6 protein-coding genes and 1 pseudogene are annotated in these 13,811 nt (G+C 45.0%); 2 read left to right on the top strand and 5 right to left on the bottom strand.

Going from position 1 to position 13,811, the window contains the following annotated elements; all coding sequences use genetic code 11:
- Window positions 1-812 precede the first annotated feature (812 nt).
- Together AACV02_RS25695 and AACV02_RS25690 are read right to left on the bottom strand one after the other, a co-directional pair.
- Window positions 813-1,088 (bottom strand): DUF6388 family protein, encoded by a 276-nt coding sequence (locus AACV02_RS25695; RefSeq protein ID WP_157986787.1) that lies wholly within the window; start codon window positions 1,086-1,088, stop codon window positions 813-815.
- Between the two features lie 101 nt (window positions 1,089-1,189).
- Window positions 1,190-1,654 carry a hypothetical protein gene (locus tag AACV02_RS25690; protein WP_119735354.1) on the bottom strand — a complete coding sequence of 155 codons (465 nt, stop codon included), beginning with the start codon at window positions 1,652-1,654 and terminating at the stop codon, window positions 1,190-1,192.
- Window positions 1,655-2,563: 909 nt separating this feature from the next.
- On the opposite strand from AACV02_RS25690, the gene AACV02_RS25685 reads away from it, so the two are divergent.
- Window positions 2,564-4,702 carry a methyl-accepting chemotaxis protein gene (locus tag AACV02_RS25685; RefSeq protein WP_119735353.1) on the top strand — a complete coding sequence of 713 codons (2,139 nt, stop codon included), beginning with the start codon at window positions 2,564-2,566 and terminating at the stop codon, window positions 4,700-4,702.
- Window positions 4,703-5,367: 665 nt separating this feature from the next.
- A pseudogene (locus AACV02_RS25680) lies at window positions 5,368-6,169 on the top strand (IS5/IS1182 family transposase).
- A gap of 2,529 nt (window positions 6,170-8,698) precedes the next feature.
- Here AACV02_RS25680 and AACV02_RS25675 read toward each other — a convergent pair.
- The 3 genes from AACV02_RS25675 to AACV02_RS25665 all read right to left on the bottom strand — a co-directional run bounded on the left by AACV02_RS25675 (window position 8,699) and on the right by AACV02_RS25665 (window position 13,742).
- Window positions 8,699-10,183, bottom strand: coding sequence for an amino acid permease (locus AACV02_RS25675; RefSeq protein ID WP_119735352.1), 1,485 nt, complete (start codon window positions 10,181-10,183; stop codon window positions 8,699-8,701).
- Between the two features lie 140 nt (window positions 10,184-10,323).
- On the bottom strand, window positions 10,324-11,748 hold the full coding sequence (locus AACV02_RS25670) for a gamma-aminobutyraldehyde dehydrogenase (RefSeq protein WP_119735351.1): 1,425 nt from the start codon (window positions 11,746-11,748) through the stop codon (window positions 10,324-10,326).
- A 533-nt stretch (window positions 11,749-12,281) separates the two neighbouring features.
- Window positions 12,282-13,742 (bottom strand): gamma-aminobutyraldehyde dehydrogenase, encoded by a 1,461-nt coding sequence (locus tag AACV02_RS25665; RefSeq protein WP_119735350.1) that lies wholly within the window; start codon window positions 13,740-13,742, stop codon window positions 12,282-12,284.
- Between the last annotated feature and the right edge of the window lie 69 nt (window positions 13,743-13,811).

Here is a 13,811-nt window from a genome sequence, read left to right as displayed (position 1 = left end):
AATCAGCTGTCACCGGTAGAGTTTGAAAAGCGTTACGCAGCGAGCCTTGAGAGTGTCTAGAAAACCCGGGGCGATTCACTATGAGTACGAGAGTGGGCCCCTAGCTTGTGTAGAACTGGGGCTAGCCACTGCAATAGTTCCTTACATGACCATCTGCAAAAAAACCGCTGAAACGGTACAAGCAATCCAGGCACTCAATGACAGGAAGAACACGTTGGCAGATATGACCATAGAGAAGCACAATCAAAACTGATCAAAAAAGTTGGTATTATATCACCGAGATATTATTAAAAATAATGAATCATAGAATGATATCTGAAAATAAAGAATTAAACACCTCACTAAAATATAGGAGCCTATCTCAACACAAAATAGAAGATATAATCTTGCACAATTCGTCCATTTTCAATATCAACTCACGCGTTCTCGAAAAACAAATAATATCATTAAAGTCACTCTGGTAGTGGTGATGTGCATTAATTGCGTCAGATCTTAATAGATCTATGATCATGCCGTGGTCAGCGAGTCTAACGCAAATAGTCTGACTAAACTTTTTTAGATTATTTATATTTGCGCCTAACACAGCCTTGAGATCAGGTGACGGACCCAAGGGTAAAGTTTCCGCAGTGGCAGTCTCATAATCTAACATACCACCAAGCTTGTTATTTAATCGAACAGTCTCAAGCAACGATAGATTAAGTTCACTTCGATAGCGGAGAACCTCGCGTTCTATCGCCTTAAGTTGCTGTGTGACTGCGGAATAATACGTTCTAAAATTTTCCATAAAACTTAAATACTATGCGAATAATAGGTCATTTGAACGCAATAAAGCTATAATCTTCCCACGACATCTCAAGCATTTCTGCTAGCTCAAAATGTGCGGCGGTAAGCGATGCCGCTGCGGCAGAATAAGAACCCGCTTTCACAATGAGTTTGACCTCCCAAACTGCTAAATCTAGCTTTTCCGCTTCTGCCTCATATACGTTCCTAACAGTAGATAGATTTAGAGACGCCTCAAGCAATCTCATATGAAAAGAAGACTCGTTTAAAAAAAACTCCTTAATTCTGGTTTCTAAGAAGATATTCATTTAATAACTGACATTTAAAAAAGATTTAAGTGCTTAGCTATGCCTGTTACAACAGAATATCATTCATCTGTAAAGGCATAGCCAAAGCAGTCCATATGGGTCTAGTTACTCGGTCTCTGTTTAGATGAATCAATCTCAACTTTTTTGCCGGTAGAAATTTCAGTTATCTTTGAAGATTTAGCTATTGCCAAATCGAATGTATCTTGCATCTTAGCAATGCTAGCAGCTGGTGAACTGTCGAGTGGTCCATGAGAAGCCCATTCAAAATTCAGATAACCTGCCAGATCGTCAGGTTTTGCAACATCATGCGTTTCAACGAGTTTAAATATGTCAGGATGACGAGCTAAAAATTTTGCAGCATCAACTAATTCTAAAGAATGCTTACCAGACTGATTTTCAGATATTTGATTAATCTGCGCTCCGGTTATCATATTTTTCCCGTTATCTTTTAAATATTTCAATATTACGCTTGACGCTTTAGAAACATTTAAGGATGTCTCGAACTGCGAGAAACTTGAAGATGAGTTAGATTGAGCGGGATTAGATTTCGTAGTTTTTTCTATCATGCTGAGGCCCCTAAATGCAGTGGAAAATCAAACGTAACATGAAAAATTTGATGGTGAAATACACTTTGTAGTTTAGCGGAGAAGATTTCACATTTTTTCACAGATAACGTAGAGTTAGTAACAACCTGAATCAATAACATGCAAACCTTTTATACCAAGCTTAACAAGCGTGATTACAGAAAATTTTTTAGAATACACGATAAATAAAATTTGGACCTAGAGCATCTGAACAATACTTTGAGTAATCTAAACAGATCAACGATATAAAAATTAGCAGATAGCGGCAAGCAAAAAATTAATCCTCAATTGCAAATGCGCACCCATTATATATATATTAGCATTACAAAAAACCTAACTCACTTAATTAAGCGGAAAAAGGCTGAGAGCATAGCAAACAACTTCGCGCAAGTTTTTTATTCAGCAGTAACACTTCAGGACAAATTTAAAAATGCCACCCATAAGGCACATAACTCACCCAAATAGCAAAAAATTAATTATTCGCAAACAATACTAATCCTTCAACAGCCTGCTATTTCAATCATTAAACGTACATTACCTATGATCTTGAAAGCTTCAGTTGTGGAGTTGGGGAAACATGCAAACTATCGCTATGGGCCCGAAACTAAGATTAAGCCAATTGTTAAACTCTCAAAGCCAGGTTAAACGATTCAGCAACAATTTAGTGTTAATTTTTTGTTTCAGCTTTGTATCCAAAATATTTCGGCTTCGCAAATTAATCAGTGTGCGGGCCGCCGCGTGGAGACCCGGCACTACGCATGCCTCACCTACCAGGTTAGATGTCACAACGCGAACTGGAAAACCTCAAGTTTTGCCTTAGAACGCCGAGAACCTCCTAGCTGAAAGGTTTCATCCAATCTGCCGCATCCACAAATTTTCGCGAGAAATATGATGATTTACGTGAGAACAATTAGATTAAAGCTTATATTCCTGTCAGGCATATCTCTTCTATTTGTGATAGGTTTATTGATAAGTTTACATATAAAAGAAACCGACGCTAACAATCAGGTAATCAGCAATACTAGTACCAAAATGCTATATGAAATCGGCGACGAATTGCTTGAAACGAAAGCTGCGGAACAGGCTAGCGAGCTAAAAATAATGTTTAGTGACCACTTTTCATTAGTTAAGTCCCTAGCTGATCAAGTGACAGTTTTGCGTGGACTTCAAGAAAAAAATATCATCAGTCCTAGTGAGCTTCGTCTTAAAATCAGTCAGTCTATCCAAATGGCAGGTATGCGCAATAGCGATACCTTAGGAGTATGGGTAGTATTTGAACCAAATAGCTTAGATGGAAACGATGGCGGCTTTAAAAACGATCAATTCCGTGGCTCGAATGAAAAAGGAAGATTTTCCGGCTTTTGGCATAGTTTAGATGGGAAGGGACATTATTCGGCTATAAGTGAAAAAGATGTAAATAATCTAGACCTTGGTACCGATGGTAAACCTAAAAACCAATGGTTAACGTGCGTTAGAGATACAATGAAACCTTGTTTATTACAACCATACGAATATCAAATCTATGATAAAGTCGAATTAATGACATCTCTCACAGTGCCACTCGTAGTCGAGGGAAAATTCTTGGGTGCCGTAGGTATAGACATTTCGTTGAAATCGTTACAATCACAAAGTGAGGACGCTCAGAAAAAACTATTTAACGGTTCCGCTCATCTAGAGATCCTTTCAAGCAACGGCACAGTAGCTGCTTACAGCGGGGAGCCAGCAAAGATTGGTTCAAATATACTTGATTTGATAGGTAGTGAAGGCAAAACCCTGATAAAGCTGACGGCAGATAATGCACATGAAACAAGGGTAGACCGTGACATTATTCGATCCCTTTATCCTTTCAAACCAGTAGATGGTGCTCAACCTTGGGCAATCGTGATAAAGTTGTCAAAGGATGTTTTGCTATCAGACAGTAACAAATTAAATATTCTACTCAAAAGTGCGCAATCAGCTGGGAATTTTAATTCGTTAATTTTCGGCTTATGCGCAGCTGTTTTGGGTCTTTTATTCATAGTACTCACAGCGAATGCGGTTACTCGCCAGATTAATAATCTAGCTTATATGATTAAAGATATCGCCAGTGGAGACGGTGATTTGACTCGGCGATTAGTTTATTCAAAAAACGACGAGCTTGGGGTTCTGGTCCACTGGTTTAATCATTTTCTTGATAAGCTTCAGCCGATAATTCTTGAAATTAAACAAAGTACTTCTGATGTGCGGGGCACGGCAGACCAGTCTAAGGCTATATCTCGTAAAACCAGTGAAGGTATGCAAATACAATTTCGAGAAATTGAGCTCGTAGCTACAGCATCTAACGAAATGAGTAATACGTCTCAAGAGGTTGCAAACAATGCAGCAAGCGCTGTAGAAGCAGCTCGCATAGCAGATAGTTCGGCTCAAGAAGGGATGTATATTATTGAGCAAAGTGCGAACGACATTACAAGCCTGGCCGTCTCGCTCAATAGAGCTGTCGGGGAGGTTGAGGCATTAGCTTTAAACAGCAATCAGATTGGGTCTGTCCTGGACGTTATTCGGAGCATTGCAGATCAAACGAATCTTTTAGCGCTAAACGCTGCAATCGAAGCAGCAAGGGCCGGAGAAAGTGGAAGAGGATTTTCCGTAGTAGCTGATGAGGTCAGGAGTCTGGCAAAACGTACTCAAAATTCAGTTGAGGAGATACGGTTGGTCATTGAACGTATACAGACTGGGACTTGCACCGTAGTAGACATGATGCAAGCTGGTCATGCTCAAGCTCAAGTTAATACTGCGTCGATAACTGAAGCCAAAACAGCTTTTAAGAAAATTGGTAATTCTATTACCGTGATTAACGACGTTAATGTGCAAATTGCAAGCGCCGCCGAAGAGCAGAGCGCTGTAGCTGAGGAAATTAGTCGTAACATTTCTGAAATTCGTTTCATAACAGAAACTTTGACAGACCAGGCTGTTAAGTCGGCTACTATCAGCGACCAGCTATATAAGCTCGCGAGCCAGCAGAAGAATCTAATGGATCAATTTAAAGCGTAGATTTAGGCTGCCTCTTAGTCATGGTAGAAGCTATAGAATTTCAAATGGCGATCAGATATCATTTATAGCTAATCAAAAATTAGAATGGAAAGAATTTACAAGGACGTAAACTCTTTGAGTGATTCATGCTTAATAGCACAAAGACCCAACATTAAAATATGCGCCATTCTGATGCCGCTTATTTGTGAAGAAGAAAATTCATGAATGTGAATCTTAGCTTTTAAATAAACATCCGCAACCAGAAATTATAAACTTCAGTAATTATTTAAGTATGCGAAAACGCTCCATTGCTGTTCGAGCGAACATTTCTAATTTGAACCATAACACTATCAGTATGGTGTCGTAAGTAATAACTAGTAACCATCTCAGATTCAAATCATTCTGAAATTAACTATGAGTACCCGAGTTAAATTTTTTACTACATTATTTATATCATTATGAGAAGGCTCTTATAACGTCTTCTGCCAAGCTTTATGAAGCGACTGCACAACCATCATAAGGAATACGTTCGTCATTTTTTTAATTGCCATATCATATGATCAAGTCCCATACCAATATTTTTAATATCAGCTAAACTGGATTTTAGTGCTTTCTCTAACCTTAGTCCTGTACGAAAATTCTGAACGAGTAAAATAGCTGCCATGCGGGATATAATGTATGCCCGTATGGGAACGCGTTACAAAATTCCCTATGTCGCCTGGGGGTTTAGTGGTAGATCTTCAGCGAAACCGCCGTACCTAATGCCCGCGAAGCAATGATCACTTGATGCTCAGCTCTGGCGCTGTCTGTTGGCATATGCCGAGCGATTCGGCCCTTGGTCAACGATCTACCAACGGTTTTTGTGAACGGCTTGGTAGCTGACCATTTGATCAGATGCTTAAGGGGCTTAATGTCCAATTAAGCGAGCGAGGGTTGACCGACCTGGAAACATGGATGATCGACTACACTAACGTCCTAGCAATGCGAGTTTCATCAGACGCCGGAAAAAAGGGCATGAAGGACCGAAAGATCTCGTGCTCGAACGCAGCCGGGGCGGCCAGACTACCAAAATCAACATGCTAAGCGACGCCAATGGCGTGCGGCTTCGCTCACTGCTGTCAGGCGGCAAGCCAGCATATTGCCATGCCAAACCTTTACTTGATAAGACTTGCAGCCCAAACTTGCGTGGCCGTCCTCACAAACGCTGCCGATGGCTGTTGGGCCGACAAGGGCTAAGATGCTAAGGCTCTGTGTCGGCACTGTAATCGGTGTCGTATTCAACCCGTTACTACGTTTCGAAGCATGAAGCGTAAACTCAAGTTGCCTTACCCAGGATCTTCGATCGCCCCAAATCGGCAGTAGAACGCCATGGAGCGCATGTTCGGATCGCCGAAGGACAGGCGCCGCCTCGTTACGCGTTTCGACAAGCTCGCAAAAAGTTTTGAGGCGACGGTCTCATCGGCCTGTGCCCTGCGGCGAGTAAGGTAATACTTTTCGTACAGAGCCTAACATGTTAGCTAAAGGTAAGCGTCGTGCGGAATCACGTACTCTACCCCAGAAATAAAGGCGATGGTGTCTAACCCACGGGACAGATAACGCCAAGCCTATATCTTTTTCGAGCATGCCGAGTTGTAACGGGGATGAGCAGCGCTAATTGCGGGAAAATAATATTCAACCCACCGTTACAGCACGCTAGCGTACCAACCAGAGAACGTGCCACCACAGTGAACAGGCATCTACGTGGATAGGCCTGTCGGAGATCTCTAGTGGTCAAGCACACCCTGGCGCTCAACTTCTTGAAGGATTGCGTCAAAACCTAATGAGCAATACCCCTACTCTGCCTAAGCAATTCCGTTGCGCATGGGGTGCTGAGCAATGGCAGGCACTGTTAACAGTCCCCAAATTACAGAGATGACCAACGCGTCGCGAGCTGAAATTTTTTTGAATATACGTTACTAGGTACTGCAATATGGTTGCTCCAAGTGCGTAATTGCCGTGCCGGACGATATGGTACAGCATTTTCAAACAGCAGTGGTATATCGCATGCAGATCCTTATAGTTCAAGCGCTTCCTGTTAATAAGTCCTTCAACGGCCAGTTAACCACAGCAGCCATTCTGCTCTTGCAGCGGGAGGGCAGACTGTAACTATATCTGACCTTTACGCCACGAAGTTCTATCCAGTTGAAGACTGATTGGCATCACGGTGAGCGCCCGACTTAGAAGCAATTTCTTGCGCTAGCGGGGAAGCGCAACACCAGCACGAAGGGCTCTCTGCCAAGGAACGTGCATCTGGAAGTTAGAAAATTGGAAGCTGCAGATCTTGTTATCTTGCAGTTTCAAACTCGGTGGTACGGCCCTCGAGCTGTTCTGAAAGGCGGGTTGATCGTGTCTTCGTTTTTGCCATCTCTACAACAGTCATACACGATACGAAACAGGCTATTTTCGGGCAAAGCGAGCAATTGTATCAGTTACAACTGGGGCACCCGCTTCAGCTTCCGGTCGTTGAGTTGGAAAAGGAGATATGGGGATGATGCTTTGGCTTACCCATTATTTGCTACATTATCGAGGATCGTCAATTCTTGCACCTGAACACTACTTCGAGGTCTTAGGACATGATTACAGTTGTAGCAATGAGTCATAATCATAATCGGCTATGGGGCAACATTGAGTAATGGTGGAGGCTATTAGCTTATCTGGATTACGAAAGAATGCTTACTTTTTAGGCTGGGTCTACTGGGCTGAAGACAGGGCCCCAAAGCATCTACCTTATAAACCTACTTACTTATAGAAACAATACACATTGGATCAACCCCTAGCCCACATTAGGAAATCGGCAGATTATATAAGTGGCAGCGGCCACCTTGCGGCATATAGAGCCTGGCCATGGGCTAGCTAAATCCAAATCTACCGGATAAGATTCTAGATTGATTGAGTCCGAGTGGCAATCAAGTTCCTCTTCCAGTAACAGAACCAATACAGATCCCCCCGGATGCACATTCGCCTGCTAAAGGATCGGCCCCAACGAATTGCATTTAGCCTGCAAATGAGCGGGCTTTTTTATCGCCTACGCTCCCTACTCCTTTGATGACTGCTGTACGCCAGAAATGGAATACAGCGGCACTCTATAAAGCAATTTAAACTTATTTAAAAATACTTAGAACACTTAGGTTAGGACATAAATGGCAATATATTGGCTAAGCGTTAAACCATACAGGACTGATGTCTAATGAAGGCACACTAAAGGTGTGTCTTTTTCAAGCTCTTCCATCAGATAGTAACGTCACAGCCACGCCCTACATTATCAATTTCAGAATATTTTATTATAAAGGAGCTGAGTTTTCATCCGCGGCTCACGTCTATCTATACAAAGAGGACGCCTAGGCGCAGACGCGCCTGCAAAACAGCGATGACTTTAAAAGGGGGCAAGCCTCAAATCATTATAAAAAATCATAGGAGTTTTAAATGAATAAGTAAGCTCAATTGATTTCCCTCAGTCTCGAAAACAGTATTAGCCCAAGCGCCTCAGATAAATTTTTATATTTCTCCATTTTTCCCTTGTATAACAAAACGGACGTAAGTCTATCTTTTCACCGGTTTGGTAGTAGCAACATTGGCATTTAATTTTTTTCTGAGTCTTCTTCAGCGTCTTATCCCTTTATCCTAGATCATTTAGTTTTTTCCTGTTCATTATTATGCTCGATTGCGATAAATTGTCTTCTTTAGGGACTTGAAATAAAGTTGAAGCGCATATTCCCCAGGTAAATATTAAGGGCACTCTTCAAAAGACCCACAACTGATTGCTATCAAGAATTTATTTAAGCTCCGCCTTCGCGCCGGCCTCTCATAGTCAGGGTATAGAATCAATTGGATACGGCGTAGAAGGTCTTTCCCGAAGGCATATTGGAATCACAGGTGTAGGTGGTTGTTGTATTAGCGATTATTGCTACTGATATGTAAATTAAGCTATATTTATTACATTAATGCATCGGCGCCGAACTCGGCGCCGGGACAGACCTTTTACTGGCTGATTTTCCAAGCATCTCCGGCAGGTTTGTTGCATCGTGCGAACGGCTTCGCGATCAACATGTAAAGCAAACCTATACTAATGACCACAGCGCTGCTAAGAATCATAGCGTAGTTGACATACCATGCAGCACCAGGATTACGCGGCCATGACATGTTAATGATGGCACCGGCACCGTAGGCCAGAGCGCCGATATTTACCGGCAGACCGAAAGCACCGAGGGTAAAGTTGCCACTTGGCTTCCAACCTCGTGCTCGTGCATAAAGTGCAGCGATCACGATCATCTGGAACGCCAGGTAGATACCTATGGCCGCAAAACTGACGATTGTAGCCACTGCGTCCTGTAGGAAATATCCCAGCAGAATAATAAATGCCGGCACAACACCTGACACAAATAGTGCGGCAACGGGAACCTGGGTCCTAGTCGAAATCTTCCGTAGCATCGTGCTACCTATAATCATCTCGTCACGCGCGTAGGAGTGTAGCAGGCGACTAACTGCTGCTTGCAGGCTGATAACGCAGGAAGTGAAGGAAATCATCACCACGCCCATTACCACTTTCGAGCCCATAGATCCGAAGGCGTGATTGAGGATAGTCTTTACCGGGTCTTTGTCGATGCCATTTATCACAGCGTGCATGTCCGGCACGGCTAAAATCAGCGCCAAGCAAGCAAACATCGCCGCTATGCCACCGATATAAATAGTCATACGCATGGCTACTGGAATTTTTTTCCCTGGATTCGGAATTTCCTCGGCCACCTCGCCACATGCCTCGAAGCCATAGTAAAGGAACATTCCGGCCAGTGACGCTGTGAGAAAAGCCGGTAAGTAGGAGCCGTCTACACGAATGTCGAAGGTATTGAATACCACACTGATCGGTTGATGACGTTCACATACTAGTAAGTACAAACCAACAACCATAGCGCCGACTAGTTCGCAGAGAAAACCGAACATTGCAATCCGCGCAAGCACCTTGGTGCCACTAAGGTTAATTACAGTCGCGAACAAGGTAAGTACTAACGCAATGATAATATTCGTATTATTACTCGGTTCAAAACCCATCATTGCCGCCAGGTAGGGACCGGCACCAACTGCAACGGCTGCAATGGTGACGCACAGGGCTATAGAGTGAATCCAGCCAACCATCCACGCCCAGCGCGCGCCCACCAAACGACGGGCCCAGGGGTATACTCCACCGGAAATTGGAAATTGCGATACCACTTCACCGAAGATTAGACATACTAGTAATTGCCCGCAACCAACCAACAAGTAGGCCCAGAACATCGGTGGTCCGCCAGCCGCTAAACACAAGCTGAAGAGCGTGTAAACGCCCACTACCGGCGACAGGTAAGTGAAACCCAAGGCGAAGTTTTCCCATAGGCTCATGGTGCGATTGAAGTTTGAGCTGTAACCCAGCTTTCGCAATTGCTCGGCATCACTGTCGGCAATTGGTGTGGGAAGATCAGAGGAAGCACTCATGGTTAATAAGCTCCGAAAATTAGCAATATTGTGTATCCCGTTTCCATGGAAAGACCTTGCCGTACCAACCTGGTTCGGTGTTTGTTGTTTTTTAGATAAAAAAGTGTCAGATTGCTACAACTCGTTTATCTGCTTGTCGTTTAGTGTTTGAACATCACATGTCTCACAGTGGTGTAATCCTCAAGTCCATACATTGACATGTCCTTGCCATACCCAGACTGTTTCTGACCACCGTGTGGCATTTCACTAACTAGCATAAAATGCGTATTAACCCAGGTGCAGCCGTACTGTAAACGAGCGGAGAGACGGTGAGCGCGGCCTACATCTGAGGTCCAGACCGAGGATGCCAGACCGTAGTTCGAATCGTTAGCCCAGGCTAGCACCTGTGCTTCATCGGTGAATTTGGTTACCGAGACTACGGGGCCAAATACTTCGCGACGAACGATCTCGTCATCTTGTAGAGCGTCGGCCAAAACAGTCGGCTCGAAGAAAAAACCGTCACCAGGTATTGCCTTTCCCCCGGTGATTAAACGGATATGGGATTGCGCCACGGCGCGATCCACGAGCTCGACCACATGATTCCTATGTTGAGCAGTGATCAGCGGGCCAAGCTTCGTTGAATGTTCATTTTGCAAGCCGACCTTTATTGTGCTGACCGCATTACCAAGCTTTTCGACGAACTGTTCATAGATGCCTTCCTGAGCATATATTCGGCAGGCTGCGGTGCAATCTTGTCCAGCGTTGTAAAATCCGAACGTCCGAATTCCTTCCACGGCGGCATCGATATCGGCGTCATTGAAGATAATCACTGGAGCTTTGCCGCCTAGCTCCATGTGCATGCGTTTGACGCTATCGGCTGTGTTCGAAATGATATGCGAGCCGGTGGCTATGGACCCCGTCAACGAGACCATGCGGACTTTTGGGTGAGTGACCAAGGGACTCCCAACATTGAACCCCCGGCCGTACACCAGATTGAGAACGCCTGCCGGAAATATATTCAATGCTAATTCAGCTAAACGCAGCGCAGTAAGCGGGGTTTGTTCTGAAGGTTTAAGCACCACGGTATTGCCTGCGGCAAGTGCAGGGGCGATTTTCCACGCGACCATCATCAGTGGGTAGTTCCACGGTGCTATTGATGCGATTACCCCCACCGGGTCGCGACGAATCATAGAGGTATGACCGGGAAGATATTCTCCGCCCGCCGAGCCATTCATACACCGACAAGCGCCAGCGAAAAATCTAAATACGTCGGCAATCGCAGGGAGCTCGTCATTCAACACGCAGTTGTACGGCTTACCGCAGTTATCAGACTCCAGTTGGGCCAGTTCTTCGCTGTGGGCTTCTATAGCGTCTGCTAATTTTAGTAACAACACGGAACGATCTTTAGGCGAGGTCTGCGACCAGGAATCGAAGGCAGTATCCGCCGCATGTACCGCTGTATCGACTTGCGCAGTGCTGGCTTCGTTAATTTCTACCATAATGCTACCCAGCGCAGGGTTGAACACGGGCTGTGGAGCACCTTCGCCGGCGACCAGTTGGCCATTGATCAAAAGTTTAGTTTGCATGGTTAACTCTCTCTTTGACTTCCTCGAATGTCCAATAAAACTTGAACATGCTCGCGAGTTTTCTTATGATGACGTGTTAATTAATCACGCAATCGCAAATAGCTCAATTTTGTACAGTTTATACTTTCGCCGATAGCTGGATGCGCTATCCATAGTGAAATCAGCAAGGCCTGCGATAAAGTTCAGATAGTAAACATTGATGGCCTAGAATTGGATAATCATCCCGAGCATCTCCGTATACTTTGCTAAAAGGCTTTTTCGGTCTGGCTCAAAAAATGCGTAGTCTAGTCGCGGTACATTTGTAAACTCGGTAGGGTGTGCGAATTCAGCGATCAGGTTGGTACGCCCAATCGGCACGCCTTCCTCGGTCATGGTCGGAGTGATCTTCGGGTTTCGTCTGTCATGTTATTGCAAGATTCTACATGGCGCGGAATATCACAAACATTTGTTTTAATCGCACTTATGAAGTCTTTCGCAGTAAAATTTTTGGCGTGGGAAAGCAGAGTGTGTAGAGTAATGATAAGTTAAATTCTTTATTTCAATTCATTACCATGGCGAGCCATGATGTGCCTGACCACGCTGTAATCCTGTAATGAATCGCTGGACAAATCCTTGCCGTATCCAGACCTTTTTAGACCCCCATGTGGCATTTCGCTGACCAGCATGAAGTGGCTATTGATCCACGTACAGCCGTACTGCAGTCGCGCTGCGATCTGCATTGCTCTGTCCAAATTTTGGGTCCACACAGACGATGCCAGACCGTATTCAGAGTCATTGGCCCACCCCACCGCTTGTTCAAGCTCTTCAAAACGCGTTACTGTTACTACAGGTCCAAACACTTCGCGCTGGACGATTTCATCGTTCTGTCTGCAGCCGGCGAGTAGGGTAGGCTTATAGTAGAAGCCTGCGCCGGGATGCATGGCTGCGCCGGTTAATCGTTCAATGTGCGGCTGGCTAAGTGCACGTTCCACGAAGCTAGCCACGCGGTCACGCTGGCGAGAACTAATCAAAGGTCCTAATTCGTTTTCATTATCCCGCCCGCTGGCGTAGCGCAGGCTGCTAACAGCGGCACTGAGTTCAGCGACCAGTCGATCATGAATCTTATCCTGGGCATATATTCGGCAAGCCGCGGTACAGTCCTGCCCCGCATTGTAGTAGCCATAGCTTCTAACGCCTTCGACAACTAATTGAATGTCGGCGTCGTTGCAGACAATAACCGGTGCTTTGCCGCCTAGTTCAAAATGGGTGCGCTTTAGCGTTTTCGCCGCAGCCTGGAGAATTTTTTGGCCGGTGACAACATCGCCAGTCAGGGACACCATGCGCACTTTAGAGTGGTTGACCAAGTGACTGCCGACGCCCTCACCGCCGCCACAGATAATGTTGATTACCCCACGTGGCAATAATTCGACCAGCACCGGAGCCAAAGCCAGAATCGACAAAGGAGTATGTTCGGACGGCTTGAACACAATGGTATTGCCTGCTGCTAAGGCGGGTGCGATTTTCCAAGCGGCCATCATGATTGGGTAATTCCAAGGAGCGATGGAAGCAACTACACCGATAGGGTCGCGTCGTACCATGCTTGTATAGCCGGGCAGGTACTCGCCGCTTAGCTGACCAGATTGGCAACGAATGGCTCCGGCAAAAAATCGAAACACATCCACTGCGGCATTCAAATCGTCCTTAAGAGCCATATGCAATGGCTTGCCGCAGTTCAGCGATTCCAGCCTAGCTAAGTGCTCGGCTTGATTTTCAACGGCATTGGCGATGGCGAGCAAAATTTTCGATCGATGCTGCGGCGTTGTCTGTGTCCATCCATGTGATGCGTGGTGTGCAGCCAGTACAGCTTCTTCTACCTGATCAGAACTTGCCCCTGCAACGTGTGTAAGTATTCCCCCAGTAGCCGGATTGAGAATAGGTTCGGGGAAACCCTGCCCCTCAACCAATTCGCCATTGATCACTAAAGCTGTCAAGAACGGTGGCTGCTCGGAAGGCATTTTTCGGCTTATCTCTTGTTGGATGGGCTAGGTATTATCTCAAGGATCTAGCCGCACATGTCTAATCAT

The organism is Pseudomonas sp. Larv2_ips (assembly GCF_963879675.1).
In the GTDB taxonomy this organism is placed as follows: Bacteria; Pseudomonadota; Gammaproteobacteria; order Pseudomonadales; family Pseudomonadaceae; genus Aquipseudomonas.
Note: the sequence above shows the minus strand (reverse complement) of the source record. Positions and strands in the feature narration are given on the sequence as shown.